The organism is Jatrophihabitans sp. (assembly GCF_036000465.1).
Taxonomy (GTDB): domain Bacteria; phylum Actinomycetota; class Actinomycetes; order Mycobacteriales; family Jatrophihabitantaceae; genus Jatrophihabitans.
Window position 1 is genome coordinate 36,522 of record NZ_DASYFV010000046.1, and the last position, 23,073, is coordinate 59,594.

Annotated in this window: 23 protein-coding genes; 12 read left to right on the forward strand and 11 right to left on the reverse strand. The window is 71.3% G+C overall.

The window, feature by feature from the left end:
• The first annotated feature begins 22 nt into the window (after positions 1-22).
• Positions 23-319 (forward strand): hypothetical protein, encoded by a 297-nt coding sequence (locus VGN18_RS15235; protein ID WP_327540557.1) that lies wholly within the window; start codon positions 23-25, stop codon positions 317-319.
• A 558-nt stretch (positions 320-877) separates the two neighbouring features.
• Here the strand turns inward: VGN18_RS15235 and VGN18_RS15240 are convergent.
• A complete protein-coding gene (locus VGN18_RS15240; RefSeq protein ID WP_327540558.1) occupies positions 878-1,195 on the reverse strand; it encodes a DUF6191 domain-containing protein in 318 nt (105 codons plus the stop codon).
• Positions 1,196-1,230: 35 nt separating this feature from the next.
• Here VGN18_RS15240 and msrA point away from each other — a divergent pair, with 35 nt between their 5' ends.
• Positions 1,231-1,884: a peptide-methionine (S)-S-oxide reductase MsrA gene (gene msrA, locus VGN18_RS15245; RefSeq protein ID WP_327540559.1), complete on the forward strand. Its 654-nt coding sequence runs from the start codon at positions 1,231-1,233 to the stop codon at positions 1,882-1,884.
• 4 nt (positions 1,885-1,888) lie between these two features.
• Here the strand turns inward: msrA and VGN18_RS15250 are convergent, their stop codons facing one another.
• Both VGN18_RS15250 and VGN18_RS15255 read right to left on the reverse strand, forming a co-directional pair.
• On the reverse strand, positions 1,889-2,620 hold the full coding sequence (locus VGN18_RS15250; RefSeq protein ID WP_327540560.1) for an ABC transporter permease: 732 nt from the start codon (positions 2,618-2,620) through the stop codon (positions 1,889-1,891).
• The gene (locus tag VGN18_RS15255; RefSeq protein ID WP_327540561.1) at positions 2,617-3,333 is read right to left on the reverse strand and encodes an ABC transporter ATP-binding protein; all 717 of its coding nucleotides are present in this window, start codon (positions 3,331-3,333) and stop codon (positions 2,617-2,619) included. The genes VGN18_RS15250 and VGN18_RS15255 overlap by 4 nt, the downstream gene beginning before the upstream one ends.
• Before the next feature lie 52 nt (positions 3,334-3,385).
• On the opposite strand from VGN18_RS15255, the gene VGN18_RS15260 reads away from it, so the two are divergent.
• The 4 genes from VGN18_RS15260 to VGN18_RS15275 all read left to right on the forward strand — a co-directional run bounded on the left by VGN18_RS15260 (position 3,386) and on the right by VGN18_RS15275 (position 6,107).
• Positions 3,386-4,261 (forward strand): DNA-formamidopyrimidine glycosylase family protein, encoded by an 876-nt coding sequence (locus tag VGN18_RS15260; RefSeq protein WP_327540562.1) that lies wholly within the window; start codon positions 3,386-3,388, stop codon positions 4,259-4,261.
• Positions 4,262-4,284: 23 nt separating this feature from the next.
• Entirely contained in the window at positions 4,285-4,626 is a 342-nt protein-coding gene (locus VGN18_RS15265) for a rhodanese-like domain-containing protein (protein WP_327540615.1), read from the forward strand.
• Positions 4,627-4,755: 129 nt separating this feature from the next.
• Entirely contained in the window at positions 4,756-5,613 is an 858-nt protein-coding gene (locus VGN18_RS15270) for a glycerophosphodiester phosphodiesterase (protein ID WP_327540563.1), read from the forward strand.
• 89 nt (positions 5,614-5,702) lie between these two features.
• The gene (locus VGN18_RS15275; RefSeq protein WP_327540564.1) at positions 5,703-6,107 is read left to right on the forward strand and encodes an ATP-binding protein; all 405 of its coding nucleotides are present in this window, start codon (positions 5,703-5,705) and stop codon (positions 6,105-6,107) included.
• A 6-nt stretch (positions 6,108-6,113) separates the two neighbouring features.
• On the opposite strand, the gene VGN18_RS15280 is transcribed toward VGN18_RS15275, so the two are convergent.
• Positions 6,114-10,898 carry an NAD-glutamate dehydrogenase gene (locus tag VGN18_RS15280; RefSeq protein WP_327540565.1) on the reverse strand — a complete coding sequence of 1,595 codons (4,785 nt, stop codon included), beginning with the start codon at positions 10,896-10,898 and terminating at the stop codon, positions 6,114-6,116.
• A gap of 143 nt (positions 10,899-11,041) precedes the next feature.
• Here VGN18_RS15280 and VGN18_RS15285 point away from each other — a divergent pair, with 143 nt between their 5' ends.
• Together VGN18_RS15285 and VGN18_RS15290 are read left to right on the forward strand one after the other, a co-directional pair.
• Entirely contained in the window at positions 11,042-12,457 is a 1,416-nt protein-coding gene (locus VGN18_RS15285; protein WP_327540566.1) for an NAD-dependent malic enzyme, read from the forward strand.
• A 62-nt stretch (positions 12,458-12,519) separates the two neighbouring features.
• The gene (locus VGN18_RS15290) at positions 12,520-13,467 is read left to right on the forward strand and encodes a DUF4349 domain-containing protein (protein ID WP_327540567.1); all 948 of its coding nucleotides are present in this window, start codon (positions 12,520-12,522) and stop codon (positions 13,465-13,467) included.
• A gap of 69 nt (positions 13,468-13,536) precedes the next feature.
• Here VGN18_RS15290 and hisC read toward each other — a convergent pair whose 3' ends face one another.
• From hisC to VGN18_RS15310, 4 genes are all read right to left on the reverse strand, one after another.
• On the reverse strand, positions 13,537-14,601 hold the full coding sequence (hisC, locus tag VGN18_RS15295; protein WP_327540568.1) for a histidinol-phosphate transaminase: 1,065 nt from the start codon (positions 14,599-14,601) through the stop codon (positions 13,537-13,539).
• Positions 14,598-16,274 (reverse strand): DEAD/DEAH box helicase, encoded by a 1,677-nt coding sequence (locus VGN18_RS15300; RefSeq protein ID WP_327540569.1) that lies wholly within the window; start codon positions 16,272-16,274, stop codon positions 14,598-14,600. The genes hisC and VGN18_RS15300 overlap by 4 nt, the downstream gene beginning before the upstream one ends.
• A 27-nt stretch (positions 16,275-16,301) precedes the next feature.
• Positions 16,302-17,495 carry a 4-hydroxyphenylpyruvate dioxygenase gene (hppD, locus tag VGN18_RS15305; protein WP_327540570.1) on the reverse strand — a complete coding sequence of 398 codons (1,194 nt, stop codon included), beginning with the start codon at positions 17,493-17,495 and terminating at the stop codon, positions 16,302-16,304.
• A 106-nt stretch (positions 17,496-17,601) separates the two neighbouring features.
• Entirely contained in the window at positions 17,602-18,201 is a 600-nt protein-coding gene (locus VGN18_RS15310) for a TMEM165/GDT1 family protein (protein ID WP_327540571.1), read from the reverse strand.
• A gap of 61 nt (positions 18,202-18,262) precedes the next feature.
• On the opposite strand from VGN18_RS15310, the gene VGN18_RS15315 reads away from it, so the two are divergent.
• Together VGN18_RS15315 and pheA are read left to right on the forward strand one after the other, a co-directional pair.
• Entirely contained in the window at positions 18,263-18,790 is a 528-nt protein-coding gene (locus VGN18_RS15315) for a DUF4446 family protein (protein WP_327540572.1), read from the forward strand.
• A 25-nt stretch (positions 18,791-18,815) separates the two neighbouring features.
• On the forward strand, positions 18,816-19,739 hold the full coding sequence (pheA, locus tag VGN18_RS15320; RefSeq protein ID WP_327540573.1) for a prephenate dehydratase: 924 nt from the start codon (positions 18,816-18,818) through the stop codon (positions 19,737-19,739).
• A 24-nt stretch (positions 19,740-19,763) separates the two neighbouring features.
• On the opposite strand, the gene VGN18_RS15325 is transcribed toward pheA, so the two are convergent.
• The 3 genes from VGN18_RS15325 to VGN18_RS15335 form a co-directional block, all read right to left on the reverse strand.
• A complete protein-coding gene (locus VGN18_RS15325; RefSeq protein WP_349259936.1) occupies positions 19,764-20,057 on the reverse strand; it encodes a co-chaperone GroES in 294 nt (97 codons plus the stop codon).
• 255 nt (positions 20,058-20,312) lie between these two features.
• Positions 20,313-20,600 (reverse strand): WXG100 family type VII secretion target, encoded by a 288-nt coding sequence (locus tag VGN18_RS15330; RefSeq protein WP_327540575.1) that lies wholly within the window; start codon positions 20,598-20,600, stop codon positions 20,313-20,315.
• Complete coding sequence (locus tag VGN18_RS15335) at positions 20,597-20,875, reverse strand: WXG100 family type VII secretion target (RefSeq protein WP_327540576.1); 279 nt, start codon at positions 20,873-20,875, stop codon at positions 20,597-20,599. The genes VGN18_RS15330 and VGN18_RS15335 overlap by 4 nt, the downstream gene beginning before the upstream one ends.
• A gap of 129 nt (positions 20,876-21,004) precedes the next feature.
• Between VGN18_RS15335 and serS the strand changes: the two genes are divergently transcribed.
• Together serS and VGN18_RS15345 are read left to right on the forward strand one after the other, a co-directional pair.
• The gene (gene serS / locus VGN18_RS15340; RefSeq protein ID WP_327540577.1) at positions 21,005-22,258 is read left to right on the forward strand and encodes a serine--tRNA ligase; all 1,254 of its coding nucleotides are present in this window, start codon (positions 21,005-21,007) and stop codon (positions 22,256-22,258) included.
• Complete coding sequence (locus tag VGN18_RS15345) at positions 22,255-23,073, forward strand: HAD family hydrolase (protein ID WP_327540578.1); 819 nt, start codon at positions 22,255-22,257, stop codon at positions 23,071-23,073. The genes serS and VGN18_RS15345 overlap by 4 nt, the downstream gene beginning before the upstream one ends.

The window sequence follows — 23,073 nt, forward strand, 5'->3', positions numbered from 1 at the left end:
CCGGGGAGGGCAGGATGGGCCCATGGACATGACGGGATGGCTGCAGGGTCAGGTGTTCGTCCAGACGGTGGACGAGCACGAGGTCGAGCAGGTGACGGCCTTCCTGAACGCGCGCGGGCTGGCGTTCCAGGTGCTGACGTTGAGCGAGCGGATGGTCGTCGAGGGGGCGGATCCGGCCAGCGCCGTGAGCACCGATCGGTTCAGCATCGCCGTCCAGCTCGGTGGCTTTCCCCAGGTCCTGGCGCCCGTCCTCAACGACCTGGTACAGCGGGTGCACGGCGGTGGGTGGGAGCTACCGGCGGACGACGGCGTGTCGTGATCCGGCCTCCGATCACGAGCCGTCACGAATCGCCGCAAGACGCCATCACTGAGGGTCACGTGATGCGGCGGTCAACATCCACTCCGGCTGGACTCGCCGCGGCGCGCGACGACCGCCCCACGCCGGCACCCCCGGAAACGCGACACCGACTGTGATCTTCTCGTGGGGTCAACGTGCTCATGTGGTCGGTATGCCCGCTTTTGTCCTATGTCTGCTGGCCATAAATTGATCTCGGCCGAATTACTAGCTTGTAATTCGTGCTCTTCACCTTGACCTCACACGGTCCTTCGGTCATTGTTGTTCTTGTCAGTGAGGGAGACACCGGGAGGGCCGGTTGGCTCCCGCTGGCACAGAAGCAATCGATACGTTCCGATGAATCCCCCGCTTGTCGGAACGGGTCGATGACTGCAACAGGTAGCTCCGGTGAATCCCCCGCTCATCGGAACGATCTCCGCGCAGTCGTTGGAGGCCCCCGGTGAATCCCCCGCTCACCGGGGGCTTCCGCATGTTCGGGGTCGGATCCGACTTCCGGGTCCTTCGCCGCCCGCCGGCCGCGGGTCAGCCGGACTTGCGCTTGCGCCGCTCGGCGGCCCGGATCGCCGCGGCGCTCTGCTCCTTCTTCGCCGGCTTCGGTTCCGGCTTCGCCGCCTGGGCGTCGTCACTCGTGGCCTCGTCACTCGTGGCCTCGTCAGTCGTGGCCTCGTCGGCGTCCTCGCCGGCCGCCCGCTTGATCGACACCTTGCCCGACTCGAAGTCGATGCGCTTGCCGCCCGAGTTGTCGCCGACCTCCTCGCGGGTCGACTGCAGGCGGCGCTTCTCCTCATCCATGTGCCGCTTGGCCGGATTGAAGAGGGTGTCGAGACCCCACTGCGTCATGGCATCGAGAGTACGTCCTGCGTAGCCTCGGATGCATGCTCTTCTCCCGGTCCAAGACCCAACTCGTGTCTGCTGAGCGCGCGCTCGCCGGGCGCGACCACTACGACTTCGCCGTTCCCGACACCCACTTCGTCACCGGCCGCCCGATCAAGCCGCCGTTCCCGGACGGCTTCGGGCAGGTCGTGTTCGGATTGGGCTGCTTCTGGGGCGCGGAGGAGATCTACTGGGAGCAGCCGGGGGTCTGGGCCACCGCGGTCGGTTACACCGGCGGCATCACGCCGCACCCCGCCTACGAGGAGGTCTGCTCGGGGCTCACCGGGCACACCGAGGCCGTCCTCGTCGTCTTCGATCCCCAGCAGACGAGCCTCGCCGCGCTGATCGCGACCTTCTTCGAGATCCACGACCCGACCCAGGGCATGCGGCAGGGCAACGACATCGGCACCCAGTACCGCTCGGGCATCTACGTCACCGACGACACCCAGCTCGCGGTGGCCGAGCAGGCCCGCACGGTCTTCGCCGCCACCCTCGCCGAGCGCGGCTACGGGTCGGTGACCACCGAGATCGCTCGGCTCGGGCAGTTCTACTACGCCGAGGCCTACCACCAGCAGTACCTCGCGAAGAACCCGAACGGCTACCGCTGCCACAGCACGACCGGCGTCACCTTCCCGCGGGAGCAGCTGGCCGGGTGAGCCCTCAGGCGGTCTGCCGGGGCAGCGTCGCGGCGGCCCCGGCGAGAGCGGCCGCGGCGCAGGCGGCGAGCACGATGGCCCCTCGCACGTAGTTCACCCCGAGCGTGTCGCGGCCGGCGACCTGCTCCAGGGCCTCGACGGCGTAGGACAGCGGCATCGCGTCGGAGAACCAGCGCAGGACGTCGGTCATCGCCGCGCGGGGCGCGAACAGGCCGCACACCAGCAGCTGGGGCAGCACGACGACCGGCATGAACTGGACGGCCTGGAACTCGGTGCGGGCGAACGCGCTGGCGAACAGCCCCAGCGCGACCCCGAGGATCGCGTCGAGCAGCGCCACCAGCAGCAGCGCCCACAGCGGCCCGACGAGGTCGAGGCCGAGGGCCAGCGAGACCGCGACCGCGACCGCCACCTGGACGATCGCGACCAGGCTGAACGCGACGGCGTACCCGACCAGCAGGTCGAGCTTGGCCATCGGCGTCGTCAGCAGCCGCTCGAGGGTGCCGGACGAGCGCTCGCGCAGCGTCGTGATCGACGTGACCAGGAACATCAGCAGGAACGGGAAGAACCCGAGCAGCGCCGGCGCGACGCTGCTGAAGACGCGCGCCGAGTCGAATACGTACCGCAGCATGACCATCAGGACCGAGGGCACGACCACCATCAGCGCGATCGTGCGCGGGTCGTGGCGCAGCTGGGTCAGCACCCGCCGGGCGGTGGCCCGCGACATCGCCGCGCTCATGGCGTCGCTCCGACGATGAGGCGCAGGAACGCCGCGTCCATCGTGGTCGTGCCGGTGCGGCGCTTCAGCTCGGCCGGCGAGTCGTGATCGACGACGCGTCCCTCGCGCAGCAGCACGATCCGCGCGCACCGCTCGGCCTCGTCCATCACGTGACTCGACACGAGCAGCGTGCAGCCGTCGGCGGCGAGCCGGGTGAACAGCGACCAGAGATCCTCGCGCAGCACCGGATCCAGGCCCACCGTCGGCTCGTCCAGGACGAGCAGTCGCGGCGCGCCGAGCATGGCCACGGCCAGGCTGACCCGGGATCGTTGCCCGCCGGACAGCCGGCCGGTCATCTGCGACGCGTTGCCGCCGAGATCGACCTGGTCGATGACCCGGGCGACGTCCGAGGCCGGCGCGCGGACGGCGGCGGCGAAGTAGCGGACGTTCTCCAGCACGGTGAGATCGTCGTACACGGACGCCTCCTGCGAGGCGTACCCGACCTCGGCCCGCAGCGCCGGGTCGCCCGCCGCCCGCCCGAGCACGCGCACCTGACCGCCGCTGATGCGCTGGGTGCCGATCACCGCCCGCATGAGCGTGGTCTTGCCCGAGCCGCTGGGTCCGAGCAGTCCGGTGACCGTCCCGACCGCCACCTCGAGGTCGACGCGATCGAGCACCGTCGTGCCGCCCCGGACGATGGTCAGCCCGCGGGTCTCGACGGCGCAGTCACCCACAGGTGCGAATGTAGGCCGTGTCCGGCGTCGGGGTGAGCATTAGGGTGATCACATGCCGGAGCTACCGGAGGTCGAGGCGCTCGCCACCTTCCTGCGCGAGCGCGCGGTGGGGCGGGCCGTCATGCGCGCCGACGTCGCCGCCATCAACGCGGTGAAGACGTTCGCCCCGCCGCTGAGCGCGATGTACGGCTCGATGGTCACCGGGGCGTCCCGCCACGGGAAGTTCCTCGACCTCGAGATCGACGGCCTGCACCTCATCACCCACCTGTCGCGGGCCGGCTGGCTGCAGTGGCGCGATTCGCTCTCCCAGACACCGCTGCGGCCGGGCGGGAAGGGCCCGATCGCGTTCCGCCTGCACCTCGCCCCCGAGTTCCCGGAGGGGCCGGTCGCCGGGTTCGACCTCACCGAGGCCGGCACCCAGAAGCGCCTCGCGGTCTACCTGGTGCGCGACCCGCAGGAGGTTCCGGGCATCGCCGCGCTCGGGCCCGACGCGCTGAGCGTGAGCCGGGCCGAACTGGCCAGGCTGATGGGTGGGCAGAGCCAGCAGATCAAGCGGGCGATCACGCACCAGTCGGTGCTCGCCGGCATCGGCAACGCCTACTCCGACGAGATCCTGCACGCGGCCAAGCTGTCGCCGTTCAAGAACTCGGCCAAGCTGACCGACGACGAGCTCTCCCGCCTGCACGACGCCATCGGGACGATCCTCACCGACGCCGTCGCCCGCTCCGTCGGGCAGCAGGCGGCCACCCTGAAGTCGGAGAAACGCAGCGGCCTGCGGGTGCACGCCCGCACCGGCCTGCCCTGCCCGGTCTGCGGCGACACCGTCCGCGAGGTCTCCTTCGCCGACCGCAACTTCCAGTACTGCCCCACCTGCCAGACCGAGGGCCGCGAGCTCGCCGACCGCAGGCTCTCGAAGCTCATCAAGTAACGCCAATTAGGCTCGGGGGCGTGATGCCCGCCGATGTCCCCACCGTCTCCGTCGACAGTCTGCCCGCCGGGGCGCTGCTGCTCGACGTCCGCGAGCCCGACGAGTGGGCCGCCGGGCGCATCGCCGGCGCCCTGCACATCCCGATGACGGAGCTGCCCCGGCGGATGACCGAGGAGCCGGCCCCGCTGGCCCCCGACACCGACATCGTCGTCGTCTGCAAGGTCGGCGGCCGCTCGGCCCAGGTGACCGCGTGGCTGTGCCGGCAGGGCTACTCCGCGGCCAACCTGAGCGGCGGGATGCTCGCGTGGGAGCACGCCGGCCACGCGATGGAGGCCGACGGCGGTGCGACGCCCCGCGTCGTCTGACCCGACCCCCGCAGTGGCTCGGTCTCGCCCGTTCGGCCCGGCGTCACCCACCGTCCACCTCGGACGGGCACCATGGCAGCCGTGAGACCGCGCGCCCAACGGTCGCCTCTGCAGCCACCGTCCCGGCCGATGCTCGTCGCCCACCGCGGCGCGTCGTCGGAGGTCGCCGAGCACACCCTCGCGGCCTACGAGAGCGCGATCGCCCTCGGGGCCGACGCCCTCGAGTGCGATGTGCGGATGACCCGCGACGAGCACCTCGTCTGCGTGCACGACCGCACCGTCAACCGCACCTCGGACGGTCGTGGCGTGGTGAGCGAGCTCGACCTGCCCAGCCTGTCGCGGCTGAACTTCTCGTCCTGGCGCGGGGAGCTGCCCGACTCGGCCGACGCGCTGCTGTCGGACAGTCCGTATCACGACGGGGTCGACCCGGACGTCGTCGAGCGGGGCGGCGGGGTGCTGACGCTCGAGATGCTGCTCGGGCTCGTGCACGACGCCGATCGCGAGGTGCGGCTGCTGATCGAGACCAAGCACCCGACGCGCTACGGAGGGCTGGTCGAGAAGACGCTCGTCGAGCTGCTCGACCGCTTCGGCTGGGCCGGGCCGGCCGGTCCGGCGCCCTCGCTGCGCCAGCCCGCCGACATGGACAACCGCGTCGTGGTCATGAGCTTCGCCCCGACGGCAGTACGTCGGATCCGGCTGCTCGCCCCGAACATCCCCACCGTGCTGCTGATGGACCGGCTCTACCCGCTGCGCCGCGACGGCATGCTGCCCGCCGGCGTGTCGATCGCCGGCCCAGGACTGCACCTGCTCAAGGCCGACCCCGACTTCGTCGCCCGGGCCCACGCGCGCGGCCTACCCGTCTACGTGTGGACGGTCGACGAGCCGCAGGATGTCCGCTTCGTCCTCGACCTGGGCGTCGACACGATCATCACCGACCGCCCCGGCGAGGTGCGCGCCCTGCTCGAGCACCGGCAGAGCGTCCAGTGACCTGAGACCGCTTGCGTTTATCGCCCGCCCTCCGCGGGGAATCCCGACTACATTGGATTTCCGGGCGATCAGGTGAGGAGTCGAGCGGCGTGGGCGTGCTGGCAGTACGGCATGACCTCGCGAGCGCCGGCGCCGTGCGGGCCGAGCTGGCCGCCGACCTCACCGCCCAGGGCGTCCCGCCATCGGCCTGCGACGACGCCGTGCTCGTCGCGAGCGAACTCGTCGGCAACGCGGTCGTCCACTGCGCCGCCGCCGGACGCGACCTCGAGGTCAGCTGGGACGTCGGCGACGCCGACATCACCGTGCGCGTGACCGACCCGAGCGAGGCCCTCCCGGCCGCGCGCCAGGCCGCGCTCACCGCCACCAGCGGCCGCGGGCTCGCCATCGTCGAGGCGCTCTCGGCCGAGTGGGGCGTCGACGTCGCCCCGGACGGCGGGGGCAAGCAGGTCTGGGCCCGCGTGCCGGTGTCGTCCGCCCGCGGCGCGACCGCCTAGCTCCGATCAGGTCGGCAGCGCGCGCAGCACCCGCAACGCCACCGACAGGGTGGCCAGGTCGACGACCTCGCGGTCGAGGGCGGCCCGCACCGTGGTGCGCGCCCGCTCGACCCGCTCGACGTGCGCCTCGGCCCACGCGTCGATCCGCTCGTCGGCACCGAGACCGGCGTCGGTCGAGCGCAGCACCGCGGTGGTGATGGCCGACAGCGCCGCGTAGACGTCGTGCCGCGCGGCCGAGCGGGCCAGCGTCGACCAGCGGTCGTCGCGGGGCAAAGCCGTGACCCGGGTCAGCAACTCGTCGACGCTGAGCCGCTCCGAGATGGCGTAGTGCAGCTCGGCCACGGTGGGAGCGTCGCACCCGGTGGCCTCGGCGATCTCGACGACGTCGAGCAGCAGGAACGCGCTCAGCAGCTCGGCCAGGCGCAGCGCCAGATCACGCGGCAGGCCGAGCACGATGAGCTTGTCGGCGTCGTCGTAGAGCGCCTGGCGCTCGGCCCCGCGCATGAGATCCGGCGTGCGCGCGCCGAGCTGGTGCACGACGGGCTGGAACCGCTCGATCTCGGTGGCGACATCGGTGATCGGGAAGCGGACGTCGACCAACCAGCGGGTGGCGCGGTCGATGAGGCGCCGGATCTCCTGGTAGCCGGCGTGCTGCGCGCTCGTCGGCACCTGGTTGTCGAGCTCCTCGATCGCCGCCCACAGCGTCGGCAGGTCGAACACCGCGCGCACGATGCTGTAGGCGCGGGCGACCTCGGCGAGATCGACGCCCGTCTCCTCGATCGCGCGGTGGACGAACGTGGTGCCGGCGTGGTTGATCATGTCGTTGACCAGCACCGTCGTGATGATCTCGCGGTGCAGCGGGTGGCCCGGCAGGTCCGAGGCGAAGCGGGCCGAGATGCGCGGCGGGAAATAACCGGCCAGGGCCCGCTGGAACCACGGCTCGTCGGGCAGCGTGGAGTCCTCGATGTGCGCGGTGAGCGTCATCTTCGAATACGCCACGAGGACGGCGTTCTCGGGCGACAGCAGGCCGATGCCCTCGGCTTCGCGCCTCGCCATCTCGGCGTCCGAGGGCAGGAACTCCAGGCCGCGGTCGAGTTCGCCGGCCTCCTCGAGCTCCTGCATGAACCGCAGGTGCACCGAGCCCAGCGACGGGCTCAGCTTGCGCGCCATACCCAGAAGTACGTTCTGGTCGTAGTTGTCGCGCAGCACGTGCTTCGCGACCTCGTCGATCGACTCGGCGAGCAGGGCGTTGCGCTCCTCGTGGGTGATCGAGCCGGACAGCACCGCGCGGTCGAGCAGGATCTTGAGGTTGACCTCGTGGTCGGACGTGTCGACGCCGGCCGAGTTGTCGATCGCATCGGTGTTGATGTGCCCGCCGCACTGCGCGAACTCGATGCGGCCCTGCTGGGTGAGGCCGAGGTTGCCGCCCTCACCGACGACGCGGCAGCGCAGCTCGTTGGCGTCGGCGCGTACCGGGTCGTTCGTCTTGTCACCGGCGTCGGCGTGCGTCTCCCACGAGGCCTTGACGTAGGTGCCGATGCCGCCGTTCCAGAGCAGGTCGACCGGCGCGAGCAGGATCGCGTGGATGAGGTCGGTCGGGGTCAGCTTGCCGACGCCCACGGGGAGCCCGAGCGCGGTCGCCACCTGGGGCGAGATCGGGATCGACTTGAGCGTGCGGGACCAGACGCCGCCGCCCTCGGAGATCAGGTCGGCGTCGTAGTCGGCCCACGACGAGCGGGGCAGGTCGAAGAGCCGCTGCCGCTCGGCGAAGGATCGGGCGGCTTCCGGGTCGGGGTCGAGGAAGACGTGCCGGTGGTCGAAGGCGGCCACGAGACGGATGTGCTCGGACAGCAGCATGCCGTTGCCGAACACGTCGCCCGACATGTCGCCGACGCCGACGACGGTGAAGTCCTCGGTCTGGGTGTTGAGACCGAGCTCGCGGAAGTGGTACTTCACCGACTCCCACGCACCGCGGGCGGTGATGCCCATGGCCTTGTGGTCGAAACCGACCGAACCGCCGCTGGCGAACGCGTCGCCCAGCCAGAAGCCGTAGTCGATCGCGATGCCGTTGGCGATGTCGCTGAACGTGGCGGTGCCCTTGTCGGCGGCGACGACGAGGTACGGGTCGTCGGCGTCGTAGCGGCGGGTCTGCGGGGGCGGCGAGACCAGCTGGCCGCCGTCGCCGTCGGGCAGGTAGTTGTCGGTGAGGTCGAGCAGCGAGCTGATGAACGTCTTGTAGCAGGCGATGCCCTCGGCCAGCCAGGCGTCGCGGTCGACGTTGGGGTCGGGCAGCCGCTTGGCGACGAAGCCGCCCTTCGCGCCGGTCGGGACGATGACGGCGTTCTTGACCATCTGCGCCTTGACCAGGCCGAGGATCTCGGTGCGGAAGTCCTCGCGCCGGTCCGACCAGCGCAGGCCACCGCGGGCCACCGACCCGAAGCGCAGGTGCACCCCCTCGACCCGCGGCGAGTACACCCAGATCTCGAAGCGCGGACGCGGCTGGGGCAGGTCGGCGATGAGGCGCGGGTCGAGCTTGACGGCCATCGCGGTACGGCGGTTGCCCTGGTCGTCGGTGCGGTACGCGTTCGTGCGCAGCGTGGCGTTCACGAGTCCGAGCACCGAGCGCAGGATGCGGTCCTGGTCGAGGCTCGCGACGTCGGCGAGCAACGCCTCGATGGCGTCGACCCGTCCGACGCTCTGGCCGTCGGCGGCGACGAGAGGGGCTTCGTCCTCGCGGTCCGGGTCGAAACGCGACTCGAACAGCTCGACGATCTCCTGCGCGATGTGCGCGTTGTCGACGAGCGCCTGCTCGATGTAGCCCTGGCTGAAGGTGGTGCCGGCCTGGCGCAGGTACTTCGCGTAGCAGCGCAGCACGTTGGCCTGCCACCACGTCATCGAGGTGCGCACGACGAGCGCGTTGAAGCCGTCCTGCTCGATCTGCTCGAGCCAGAGCAGCCGCACGGCCTCTATGAAGTTGGCCGACCTGGCCTCGTCGAACTCGTGGCCGGCCGGCAGGCGCAGCCCGAAATCGTAGATCCACGCGGCGCCGGCGCTGCTCGCGGCACTGACCTCGTAGGGACGCTCGTCGAGGACCTCGATGCCCATCTGGGTGAAGATCGGCAACGCGCGGGCCAGCGACACCGCCTGACCGGTGCGGAACACCTTGAGCCGCTTGTCGGCCTCGTCGTCCGCATCGGGGGTGTAGAGGTCGAAGGCCAGCCCGTTCTCGGGCGGCAGCGACTGCAGCCGCAGGATGTCGCGCGCGGCCGTGTCGGCGCCGAAGTCCTCCTTGTACGCCTCGGGCAGGGCCTCGCGGTAGACCCGCATCAGGTCCTCGGCGGCGTCGTCGCCGACGGCGGCGGCGAGCAGGTCGTGCAGGTCGTCGCTCCAGCGCCGGGTCACCCGGGCCACCTCGGCCTCGACGACCGGGCGGTCGGGCGACGGCGGCTGCGCGCCCGGCCGCACCGCGATGAGCAGTTGCATGCGGGCCAGGTTGAGCTCGACGATGCGGTCGTCGCGGCCGATGATGTCGCCCGGCCAGTAGCGGTTGATGACCGAGCAGACCTTGCGCCGCGTCTCGGGGCCGAACCGGTCGGCCGGGAAGTAGACCAGGACGCTGACGAAGTCGCGGTTGAGGTGGATGCGCGCGAACACGCCCACCGAGTGGCTCTCGGCCCGGTCGACGACGAGCTGGGCGAGGCGCAGCAGGTCGGTTGTCGGGGCCTCGAGCAGCTCGTCGCGGGGCAGCGTGCGCAGCGCGGCCAGCAGGCGGCGGCCGGTGTGGCTGTCGGCCCGCACGCCCGAGCGCAGCAGGATCTCGGCGATGCGTCGGCGCACGACCGGCACGCGGCCGACGGTGCCGTCCTCGGAGTTCGTGATCAGGCCGAGGAAGACGTGGATCATCTGCGGCCCGCCGGTGCCGGCCGGGGTGACGACGGTGACGCAGTCGTAGTGCACCGACCGGCGGACGGTCGAGACGAGCGGGGACTTGAAGATGACGAGCGGGGCGCCGCTGCGGAACGCGGGCAGCAGCTCGAGCGGCGAGATGCGGGCCGCGCCGCGGAGCACGCCCTCGGCGTCCTCGTCGTCGCTGCGGGCCTTCGGGCTCGCGAGCTCGTTGGCCGAGAACGCGGCGTGCCCGAGGATCATGTAGTTGCCGTCGGCCAACCAGCGCAACAGCTCGCCGGCCTCCTCGCTCGTCTCGCGGTCGAAGTGGCCCGGGTTGGCCGCGAGCTCGTCGGCGAGCATGCGCACCAGGTGATACATGTGCGGCGCGTCGTTGACCGCGTGCAGCACGTCGTCGAGCACGCCGGTGATCTCGGCGGCGAGCGCCTTCTGGTCGGCCGCCGGGACCAGGTCGAGTTCGACGTGCACCCACGACTCGACGATCGCGCCCTCGGGCACGTCGGCGTTGTCGTCGATGTCGAACACGCGGGTCATCACGCCACCGGGATCGCGGGTGACCACGATCTGCGGGTGCAGCACCCGCTCCGGCGGGTGCCCGCTGCGCTCGAGCTCGGCGACGAGCGACTCGATGATGTACGGCGCGTCGGCGGAGACGATGTCGATCGCGGTGGTCTCGCCGTCGAGATCCACGACCTGGAGCAGGGTCTGCCCCCACGGCCGGACCCGGCCGAAGGCGAGCGCGTCGCGCGCATGCCCGGCCAGGGCCTCACCGGCCCGGCCGGCGAGCTGGCTGCCCGCATGCGCGAGGTAGCGGCGGGCGAAGACGGTCGGGTCGACGGTTGCCTGCTCGGCGACAGCGTCGGCGCCGGCGTGCGTGTCGGTCATCTCTGGTCACCTCGGTGTGACGTTTCGCAGTGGTGCGACGTGGCGAAGGACACGTCCGCCGACCATCCTTTCACTGCGCCGCTGTGATCGCGTCGCAGGTCCGAAATGCGGCGCGTGGCGACGGGTGGAGCAGGATGGCCCCCATGACCGATCTCGACTCTGCGCGTCACCGTCCGCTGCCGACCAGTGCGTCGTACGGGATCACCGTTCGGCTGTACGCGGCTCCGTCGCCGTCGGTGGTGGGGGAGTTGGCGACGGCGGTGGGGCATGCGGGTGGTCTGGTGACGGCGATCGACGTGTCGGAGTCGCGCAGTGACCGGATCACGGTGGACGTGTCGTGTTCGGCGGTGAACGGCGAGCACGCGACCGAGATCGTCGACGCGATGCGGGCGGTGCCCGCGGTGACGGTGCACCGAGTGAGTGATCGGACGTTCCTGCTGCACCTGGGCGGCAAGATCTCGGTGCAGCCAAAGGTGCCGCTGCGCACCCGCGACGACCTGTCGATGGCCTACACGCCCGGGGTGGGGCGGGTGTCGCTGGCGCTCGCGCAGCACCCGGAGGACGTCGCGAAGCTGACCATCAAGGGCAACTGCGTGGCGGTGGTGACCGACGGGTCGGCCGTGCTCGGGCTGGGCAACATCGGCCCCGGCGCGGCGTTGCCGGTGATGGAGGGCAAGGCCGCGCTGTTCAAGCGGTTCGCCGACATCGACGCCTGGCCGATCTGCCTCGACACCCAGGATGCCGACGAGATCGTGCGAGTGGTGCAGGCCATCTCGCCCGGGTTCGGTGGCATCAACCTGGAGGACATCTCGGCCCCGCGCTGTTTCGAGATCGAGCGCCGGTTGCGCGAGACGCTGGACATCCCGGTGTTCCACGACGACCAGCACGGCACCGCGATCGTCGTGTTCGCCGCGCTGACCAACGCGCTGCGCTGCGTGGCCAAGGAGATCGGGTCGGCGCGGATCGTGGTCGCCGGCGGCGGGGCGGCCGGCACCGCGATCGTGTCGCTGCTGGTCGCCGGCGGGGCGCGCAACATCCTCGTCTGGGACCGCGAGGGCATCCTCGCCCCCGACGACGCGACGCTGAACCCGTCCAAGCGCGAGCTGGCGGCGTTGACGAACCCGGCCGGGGTCACCGGTGATCTGCAGTCGGCGCTGCAGGGTGCGGACGTGTTCATCGGAGTCAGCGGCCCGGGCGTGCTGCGCGCGGAGTGGATCAGCGAGATGGCCGCCTCGCCGGTGGTGTTCGCGCTGGCCAACCCCGACCCCGAGGTCGACGTCGATGCCGCGCAGCACCTCGCCGCGGTGCTCGCCACCGGCCGCAGCGACTACCCCAACCAGATCAACAACGTGCTCGCGTTCCCCGGCGTGTTCCGCGGCCTGCTCGACGCCCGGGCCAGCGAGGTCACCACCGCCATGCTGCTCTCGGCCGCCTCCGCGCTCGCGCACTGCGTGTCCGACGAGCAGCTCAACGCCACCTACATCGTCCCGTCCGTCTTCGACCCCGCCGTGCCCAAAGCAGTGGCAGCAGCCGTCCGGGAGGCGGCCGGGAACCCCTGACCCGGGCCGCCTCGTCTTCTGCGGTGCGACGTCGACGCGCGGCGTGCAGAGGGGACGAGACGATGCGACGGATCCTGCTGGCCGGCGGCGCCCTGCTGGCCGTGGCGACGGTGGCTGCATGCACCAGTTCTAGTGGCTCCAGCGGGTCCTCAGGCAAGGCGGACTCGGCGTTCAGCGGCGCCGGGGTGGCGAAGGCGGCGCCTCCGGCCGCGCCGTCGGCGGCCGCGGGCGGCCGGGCCGCACTCCCGCCCGTTCCCAACAAGGCCGACGCGGTCAACGCCCCGGTCCTCATCGACGACGGCGTGAAGATCCGGATCGCGACCATCACGGTGGCGGTGAAGGGCCCGGCCGACGTGTCGACCCAGGCCGACCGGGCCGACGACATCGCCGTGGCCGCCGGCGGCACGATCGACGTCGACGAGCGCAGCAGCGGCCCTGATGCGAGCGCGACGCTGCGCTTCCGCGTCCCGCCGGACGCCCTGCGCACGGTGCTGAGCGACCTGTCGAAGCTCGGCAAGGAGCTGTCCCGCGGCGGGTCGATCCAGGACGTCACGCAGCAGGTCGCCGACGTGAACTCGCGCGTGCTGAGTGCCCAGAGGGACATCAACGGGCTGCGCCTGCTCTACGCCCAGGCCCACAAGATCTCGGACTTCCTCGCCGTCGAGAACGAGCTCAGCAGCCGCGAGGCCGACCTCGAGTCGCTGCAGGCCCAGCAGCGGGCGCTCGCCCGGCAGACCGACGCCGCGTCGGTGACGCTCTACCTGCAGACGGCCGCCAAGCCGGTCACGGCCGTGAAGAAGCAGACCGTCGACCACCACAACAAGCTGGTCACCGGACTGATCAAGGGCTGGGACGCGTTCACCGCCGCAGCCGTGGCCGTCGCCGCGGCGATCGGGGCGGCGCTGCCGTTCCTGGTGCTGCTCGCGCTCGTGCTGTTCGCGCTGCGCCGGCTGTGGCCGCGGCTGCCGCGCCGCCCGGGGCCGACTCCTACGCCGGCGCCGTCCGAGTAGGCCGCGGCGACCGCGATCTTCATGCTCGCGCGGGGTTCGGACGCCGTCCGGGCATGAAGGTCGTTCGGGTCAGCGGGGCGCGAGGTCGGCGGCCGCGGCGAGGAAGCGGTCGTTCTCCTCGGCCGTGCTGATGGTGACGCGGGCGCCCGCCCCGGCGAAGGCGCGGACGATGAGCCGGCGCTCCTCGCAACCGGCGGCCCAGACTGTCGTCGCGTCGCCCAGGGGCAGCCAGACGAAGTTCGCCTGCGACGCCGGCACCGGGTAGCCGAGCTCGACGAGAGCGGCGTGCACGCGGTCCCGCTCGGCCACGATGTCGGCCACCCGCTGCTGCATCTGCTGCTCGGCCTCGGGCTCCAGGCTGGCGAGCGCGGCGGCCTGGGCCACCGTCGTGACGGCGAAGGGCACCTGGGTCTGGCGCAGCGCCGCGGTGATCGCCGGGTCACCGGCCACCGCGTAGCCGACGCGGAGCCCGGCCAGACCGTAGGCCTTGGAGAACGTGCGCAGCACGACGACGTTGGGGAACTCGTCGAGCAGCGTCAGGCCGTCGGGGACATCGGTGTCGGTGACGAACTCGCGGTAGGCCTCGTCGAGGGCGACGACGACGTCACGCGGGACGGCCCGCAGGAAGCGGACCAGCTCGTCGCGGCCGACGGCGGTGCCGGTCGGGTTGTTCGGGTTGCAGACGAAGATGAGGCGGGTCTTGCCGGTGATGCGTTCGAGCATGGAGTCGAGGTCGTGCACGTGGGCGTCGGTCAAGGGCACCTGGATCGACGACGCGCCGCTGACCGCGGCGATGATCGGGTAGGCCTCGAACGAGCGCCACGCGTAGATGACCTCGTCGTCGGCGTCGGCGACCGCCTGCACGAGCTGGGTGCACAGCGACACCGACCCGCAGCCGACGCGCACCCGATCGGCGTCCACCCCGAACTTCGTCGCGAGCACAGTGGTCAGCTCGGTCGAGAAGTTGTCCGGGTAGCGGTTGACGTCGGCGGCCGCGGCGGCGATGCGCTCGAGCACGTGCGGCAGCGGGGGTAGGGGGGTCTCGTTGCTGGCCAGCTTGATGGCGCCGGGCACCGTCCGCCCCGGCACGTAGGCCGGCAGCGACGTCAGCATCGGCCGCAGCGTGACCGTCATGAGTTGTCCTTCCACTTCTTCACCGGACGCTCCGACGGCGGCTTGTACCGCTCGACCCGCGCCTTGCGGCCCTTGATCAGGGTGGCCTGCAGCTTGGCGATGACCTCGTCCTCGGAGCCGGCCGGGATCTCCACGGTGCTGAACTTGTGGGTGATCTCGATGGCGCCGATCTGGCGGCCGGACAGGCTGGTCTCGTTGGCGATCGCGCCGACGAGGTCCTGCGGGCGGACCTTCGCCGCGTGGCCCAGGCCTATGAAGATGGTGGTGCTCGGGCCGCCGCTGCGGGGCTTGCTGTCGCGGGCCGGCTTCCCGGCGCTCGACGCCACGGCGTCGGGCCGCACCTCGGGGATGTCCTCGTCGCCGTCGGCGCCGAGCGTGGCCTCGTGCGCGAGCTTCACCGCGGCCAGCGCCACCTGCACGAGGTCGTACTCGTCGGTGAGGTTGTCGACGACGACGCGGTACTGCTCGTAGTCGTCCTCCTGCAAGGTCTGCTGCAGCGCCGATCGGGTGAGCTCGAGCCGGCGGGCCTTGAGGTCGGCGACCGTCGGCAGCGTCTGGACGGCGATCTTCGCCTTGATCGCCTTCTCGATCGTCTTGAGCAGCCGGTGCTGGCGCGGCTCGACGAGGGTGATGGCGGTGCCCTCGCGCCCGGCCCGTCCGACGCGGCCGATGCGGTGGACGTAGGAGTCGGGCGCCGACGGCAGGTCGTAGTTGACGACGTGGGTGAGGTGGTCGATGTCGAGGCCACGGGCGGCGACGTCGGTGGCCACGAGCACCTCGGCCGTGCCGTTGCGGATCTTGCCCATGACGCGGTCGCGCTGGTCCTGGGTCATGCCGCCGTGCAGCGCCTCGGCCCGGTAGCCGCGCGCGCCGAGCGTCTCGCCCAGGCTGTCGACCTCCTCGCGGGTGCGGCAGAAGATGACCGTGGCGGTCGGGGCCTCGATGTCGAGCAGGCGGCCGAGCGCGGACGCCTTGTGCTGTCGCGGCACCAGGTACGCGACCTGGCGCACCCGCGACGTCTCCTCCGCCGACTTCTCCCGGTGGATGCGCACCTTGACCGGATCGGTCAGGTACTTGCGGACGAGGCCGTCGATGCGGGCCGGCAGCGTGGCCGAGAACAGCACCGTCTGCCGCTCGGCCGGCACCGCCTGCAGGATCGCCTCGATGTCCTCGGCGAAGCCCATGTCGAGCATCTCGTCGGCCTCGTCCAGCACGACGGTCTTGAGCTGGGTGAAGTCGACGGTCTTGCGGGTGATGTGGTCGATCGCGCGGCCCGGCGTGGCCACCACGATGTCGACGCCGAAACTGAGCGCGCGCATCTGGCGCTGGATCGGCTGCCCGCCGTAGACCGCGAGCACCCGCGCCCCCTGGCCGCGGCCGTAGCGGTGCGCCGCCTCGGCGACCTGGATCGCGAGCTCACGCGTCGGCACGAGCACCAGCGCCTGCGGCGCCTTGCCGCCCGGCGCCAGCCGCTGCAGCAGCGGCAGCGCGAACGCCGCCGTCTTGCCGGTGCCCGTCGCCGCCTGCCCGACCAGGTCGTGCCCGGCCAGCAGCGGCGGGATGCTCTCCCGCTGGATCGGCGTCGGTTCCTCGTACCCGAGCTCGTCCAGAGCCTGCTGCAGTTCGGGGCGAAGATCGAGTTCGGCAAACGTGGTCGGCAGTGCGGAAGTCACACCCACCAGGATCCCACGTTCAGAGCCTCACAGATTCCCGCGGCGGTCCTGCTCGCGCTCGATCGCCTCGAACAGGGCCTTGAAGTTGCCCTTGCCGAAGCCGAGGGAGCCGTGCCGCTCGATGAGCTCGAAGAACACGGTCGGGCGGTCGACGACCGGCTTGGTGAAGATCTGCAGCAGGTAGCCGTCCTCGTCGCGGTCGACCAGGATGCCGCGCGACTTCAGCTCCTCGACCGGGACGCGCACCTCGCCGATGCGGGCGCGCAGCTCCGGGTCGTCGTAGTAGGAGTCGGGCGAGGCGAGGAACTCGACACCGCGGGCGCGCATCTCGTCGACGGTGCGCAGGATGTCGTTGGTCGCGAGCGCGATGTGCTGGCAGCCGGCGGTCCGGTAGAACTCGAGGTACTCGTCGATCTGCGACTTCTTCTTGCCCAGGGCCGGCTCGTTGAGCGGGAACTTGACCCGGTGGTTGCCGTTCGCGACGACCTTCGACATCAGCGCCGAGTACTCGGTGGCGATGTCGTCGCCGACGAACTCGGCCATGTTCACGAACCCCATGACGCGGTTGTAGAAGTCGACCCACTGGTCCATCTCGCCCATGCCGACGTTGCCGACGCAGTGGTCGACGGCCTGGAAGAGACGCTTGTCGGGGCCGACCATCGTCGAGGTCTGCTCGACGTAGCCGGGCAGGTAGACGCCGTCGTACTTCGAGCGGTCGATCAGGCTGTGCCGGGTGTCGCCGTACGCGGCGACGGCGGCCAGGCGCACCGTGCCGTGCTCGTCGCTGACGTCGTGCGGCTCCTCGAGGATCGTCGCGCCCTGGGCCCGGGCGTGCTCGACGCAGCGGTCGACGTCGGGAACCTCGAGGGCGAGATCGACGACGCCGTCGCCGTGCGCCCGGTGGTGGTCGGCGAAGCGGCTGGCCGGGTCGACGGCGCCGATGATGACGAAGCGCGCCGAACCGGCTCGCAGCACGAACGCCTTGTGGTCGCGGTTGCCGGTCTCCGGGCCGCTGTAGCCGACGAGGGTCATGCCGAACGCATGCTGGTAGTAGTGCGCGCTCTGGGTGGCGTTGCCGGAGACGAAGACGACGGCGTCCATGGCCGTCACCGGGAACGGATCGGTGGACTGGTCGTAGTCCACCAGGCCGACCAGTTGCTTGAGCCGGTCGATGGTGAGATCGGCTTCGCGCTCTTCGGGGGTCAGATCGACGCTTGTCATGTCCCGAGAGTGCCGGGCCGCCTCGACACTGAGCAAGTCGCCGTACCGTCGACGCACAGTCTGCACAGATTGCACAGCTTCAGCGGCGTCCAGCTCGGCAGATTGACTACCGCATCGCCGTGACCGCCGCCAGGACGGCAAATACCGCGAACACCACCCCGGCGATCCGGTGCACCAGGTGCAGCGGCACCTTCTTCACGACGACCTTGCCGATGACGACGGCGAGCGCGGCGACGAGCACGAGCGCGACCCAGGCGCCGATGCCGGTCGCGACGGCGTGCGCGACGCCGTGCCCGCGCGCGACGAGTCCGGCGGTCGCGATCTGGCTGGCGTCACCCCACTCGGCGGCGAAGAGGACACCGAAGGAGGTGGCGACGATCTTTCCGAACGGTGCGGCCTCGCGGGCCTCGGCCAGTTCGACGTCGTCCTCACCCGCCGCCATCGACTCGCGGATCAGCAGGAACGCCCCGACGGCGAACAGGAGGGCGACGACGCCCTCGACCGCGCGGCGGGGGAGCAGGGTGATGACGCCGCCCGCGGCCGCGGCGATGACGCACTGGACCGCGAACGCGAGCGCGACGCCGACGAGCACCGGCCGCGGGCGGTAGCGGGTCGACAGGACGAGGGACGCGACGAGCGTCTTGTCGGGAAGCTCGACGAGCAGGACCACGCCGAAGGCGATCAGAGCGGCGGTGAGGGATCCCATTGCCTCGATCCTGCCGTGTCCTGCCGGGCGAGAGGCAATCGCGGCCCTAGCCTTGTGACCGATGTCCTCCTACGTCGCGGTCTTCGCGCTCGTCCTCGCCTACGTCGCCCTCGTCGCGGCGTACGTCGCGCTGCGCACGCTCGCCAAGCTGCGGCGCGCGACGAACCTGCTGGCGCGGGGCAACCGCGGGACGCAGGGCAAACAGTCGCTGGTCGAACTGACCCAGCGCGCCGCCGAGCGAGCCGATCTCATGGCCGAGCAGATCGCCGAACTGCGGGCCGAGGTCGCGGCGGCGAGCGCCCCGCCCAAGTCCGCGCCGGCCGTCGAGGCCCCGGGCGGGCTGCGCAACATCGCGCTCGTCCGCTACGACGCGTTCAGCGAGATGTCCGGACGCATGTCGTTCTCGCTCGCCCTGCTCGACGAGAAGGGCGATGGCGTCACCATCAGCGCGATCGCCGGCAGCGGCGACACCCGCGTCTACGCCAAGGGCGTGGCATCGGGCAAGGGCGAGCACGATCTCTCGCCGGAGGAGCAGCAGGCGGTGTCGGCCGCGCTGGCCCGCCGGCGCGGGCTGCGCAAGTCCGCCTGAGCGCCGCTTCCCCTAGGCTCGCCGCGTGACGACGATCGCGTTCCTCGGTCCGGAGGGGACCTTCGCCCACGCCGCCGTCCGATCGCTGCCCGCCGCCTCCGGCGCGATCCTGCTGCCACTCGCGAACGTGACGCTGGCGATCGACGCGGTGCGCGCGGGCGCCGCCGATGCCGCCCTCGTCCCGCTGGAGAACTCGGTCGAGGGCGCGGTGCCGGCCACGCTCGACGAGCTGGCCAACGGCGACGCCCTCGTCATCGCCGAGGAGACCTACCTGTCGGTGACGTTCGAACTCATGGCCCGGCCGGGCCTGCTGCTCGAGGACATCCGGTCGGTGGCGACCCACCCGCACGCCGAGGCGCAGGTGCGGCGTTGGCTGATCTCGACCCTGCCGACGGCGCAGGTCGCGCTCGTCGGCTCGACCGCCGGGGCGGCCCAGGCCGTGGCCGGCGGCGAGTTCGACGCCGCGGTCGGCGCCGCCGTCGCCGGTGAGCTGTACGGGCTCGACATCGTCGCGCACGACATCGCCGACACCGAGGGTGCGGTGACCCGGTTCGTGCTGCTCACCCGTCCGGCCCCGCCGGGGCCGCGCACCGGCAACGACCGCACCACGCTGGTCGCCTACCTGCGCGAGGACCACTCGGGCGCCCTGCTCGAGATCCTGAGCGAGTTCGCGACCCGCGCGGTGAACCTGACCCGCATCGAGTCACGCCCGACGAAGGGCCGTATCGGCCAGTACTGCTTCTCGATCGACTGCGAGGGCCACATCGACGACGAGCGGGTGGGCGACGCGATCGCCGCGCTGCACCGGGTGTGCAGCGATGTCCGCTACCTCGGCTCGTACCCGCGGCGCGACGGCGAGCTCGGCCCGGTTCCGGCCGGGCGTTCCGACAGCGAGTTCGTCGAGTCGCGCGCGTGGCTGGCGAAGGTGCGCGCGGACGGGACGTCCTAGAGCTCGACGTCTAGAGGTGGACGTCTAGAGATACAAGCCGGTATTCGCGTCGTTGCGCGGGGCGGCAACGGCGTGCAGGTCGCGCTCGCGCAGCAGCAGGTACTCGTCGCCCGCGATCTCGACCTCGAAGCGGTCCTCCGGGCTGAACAGCACGCGATCGCCGGTCTCGACGGCCCGCACGTGGTTGCCGACCGCGAGCACCTCGCCCCAGACCAGCCGCTTCGACACCTGCGCCGTGGCCGGGATGAGAATGCCGCCCGACGAGCGGCGCTCGCCGTCCTCGCGCGGCTCCCGCACGAGCACGCGGTCGTGCAGCATCTTGATCGGCAGGCGGTCCGGGGTGGTCACGGTCGGTCAGCCTACGGGGACCGCGTCCACGGGAACGCGGTCGCGACCCGAGGGTCCGCCTCTTCTCGCGTCCGACCGATTCCGCGTCGTTCAGCGGTGAGAAGCAGGGAAGACCCGGTCCCGTTCACCTGTCGACCGACCCGCCGGCCCGACAGGTGCCGTTGACCAGATCGGTCCCGGCCGCCTTTCGGAAGCCGTCGGGCCGGACCTCGAGGCGGGGCACGGTCAGCCCCACATCGCCACGTTCGCGGCCACGGCCGACGCGTAGTTCTCCCGGGCCGTCGTCGCGATCGACCGCAGCACCGCCAACGCCTGCTGCATCTCGTGCGCGCCCGACGTCCAGCGGGCCTGCGCCGCCGCCTGTTCGGCCGCAGCCACCCCGGTCCAGCCCGCGTGCATCCGCTTCATCCGGGCGTCGACGTCGTCGAGCAGCCCCTCGACGTGCTGCTCGAACACCCCCATGCGCGCGATCAGGTCCTCGACCATCTCGAGGTCGACCTTGATGCTGCTCACGACGCCAACCGCTCGACGTTGGCCGCCTCGTGCGTTGCGTAGGTGCGCGCGGTGGCGCCGAGCGCGACCCCGATCTCGTCCAGCGCGGCGAGCACGCGCTGCGCCCCGTCGTGCCACTGCTCCCAGCCGTGCCCGAACGCCGCGGCGGCGGCGCCCTGCCAGCCGTACCCGAGGACGTCCTGCGCCGAGGCCGTCAGCCGGCCGAGCTCGGCCCGACCGGACGAGGCCGCATCGCTGACCAAGGACCGCGCCGCCAGCAGCTCCGCCGTCTGCACCTCGAAACCTGACAAACTGCCCACCCCCTCCACGAGGTACGCAGCGTAAGTCGATCAGGTGCGTCGCCGCCGGCGCGGAGGCCGGCCTGTGGACAACTCGGTTGGGAGAGGCTCAGTAGCCTGGGAGGCGTGATCGACCTCAAGCTCGTGCGCGACGACCCCGAGCAGGCTCGCGCCTCCCAACGCCTTCGCGGCGCCGACGACACCCTCATCGATGCGCTGCTCGCCGCCGACGACGCGCGTCGCTCGGCGGTGTCCCGCGCCGACTCGTTGCGCGCGGACCAGAAGACGATCGGACGCGAGGTGGCCCAGGCCGGCCCCGAGCACCGCCACGCCGTGCTGGCCCGGGCCAAGCACCTGGCCGACGAGGTCAAGGCAGCCGAAGCCGACCAGGCCGAAGCCGACGAGGCCCTGCGCGAGGCCCAGCTCGCCGTCCCGAACCTCGTCGAGGACGGCGTCGTGCCGGGCGGCGAGGACGACTTCGTCACCCTCGAGACCGTCGGCACCCCACCGGTCATCGACAACCCGCTTGACCATCTCGAGATCGGCGCGAAGCTGGGCGCGATCGACACCGAGCGGGGGGCGAAGGTCAGCGGCGCGCGCTTCTACTTCCTCACCGGCATCGGGGCGCAGCTCGAGTTCGCGCTGGTCAACCTCGCGATGGCCCAGGCGTCCCAGGCCGGCTTCACGCCGATCATCGCGCCCGCTCTCGTCAAGCCCGAGATCATGCAGGGCACCGGGTTCCTCGGCGCGCACTCGTCCGAGGTCTACCGCCTCGCCGAGGACGACCTCTACCTCGTCGGCACCTCCGAGGTCGCCCTCGCCGGCTACCACCAGGGCGAGATCCTGGAGAACCTGCCGCTGCGGTACGCCGGCTTCTCCTCCTGCTTCCGCCGCGAGGCCGGCTCCTACGGCAAGGACACCCGCGGCATCATCCGGGTGCACTGGTTCGACAAGGTCGAGATGTTCTCCTACGTCCCGCTCGACGACGCGAAGGACGAGCACCAGCGACTGCTGGCCTGGGAGCGGGAGTTCCTCGACAAGCTCGAACTCGCCTACCGCGTCATCGACGTCGCCGCCGGCGACCTCGGCTCCAGCGCCGCACGCAAGTTCGACTGCGAGGCCTGGTTCCCGTCGCAGGGTGCGTATCGCGAGCTCACCTCCACGTCGAACTGCACGACGTTCCAGAGCCGGCGGCTCAACATCCGTCGCCGTACGGAGAAGGGCAACGAGCCGGTGGCGACGCTGAACGGCACGCTCTGCGCCGCCGCCCGCACGATCGCCTGCCTGCTCGACCACCATCAGCAGCCCGACGGCTCGGTCTACGTCCCGGCAGCGCTGCGGCCCTACCTCGGCGGACGTGAGGTGCTCACCGCTCCATGACGGTCCGACTGTTCGCGACCGATCTCGACGGCACGCTGCTGCGCAGTGACGGGACGGTTTCCGACCGCACCCGCGCGGCGCTCAAGGGCGCCGCCGACGCCGGACTGATCGTCGCGTTCGTGACCGGCCGCCCGCCGCGCTGGCTCGACGACGTGATCGCCGAGACCGGCCACATCGGGATGGCCGTCGGCGCCAACGGCGCGGTGCTCTACGACATGGTCGAGGAGGAGTACCTCACCGTGCACACGCTCGAGCCGCAGCTGATGGTCGAGCTCGGTACCGAACTGCGAGCCGAGTTCCCCGACGTGCAGTTCGCGGTCGAGTACGGGCACGGGTTCGCCGCCGAGCCCGACTACGTCCACGACTGGGACATCAACCCCGAGTTCGACCGCAAGGGACGCCGCATCCCGGAGCCGCTGCTCGCCCCCCTCGATGTCATCGCCACCCAGCCGGCCATGAAGCTGCTGGCCAAGGACCGCTCGATCGATGTCGACCGCTTCCTCGAATCGGCGCTCGAGCTGATCGGCGACCGCGCGTCGATCACGCACTCCTCGTCGTTCGGGTTGCTGGAGATCGCGAAGTCGGGCGTCACCAAGGCCACCGGGCTGGCCGAGCTGGCCACCCGGCACGGGATCACCCGCGACGAGGTGCTGGCCATCGGCGACATGCCCAACGACGTGCCGATGCTGCACTGGGCCGGACACTCCTACGCGGTGGCGAATGCGCATCCCGCGGCGCAGGCCGCCGCCGACTCGACCGTCGGGCGCAACGACGACGATGCGGTCGCGAAGCTGATCGAGTCGCTGCTCGGCTGA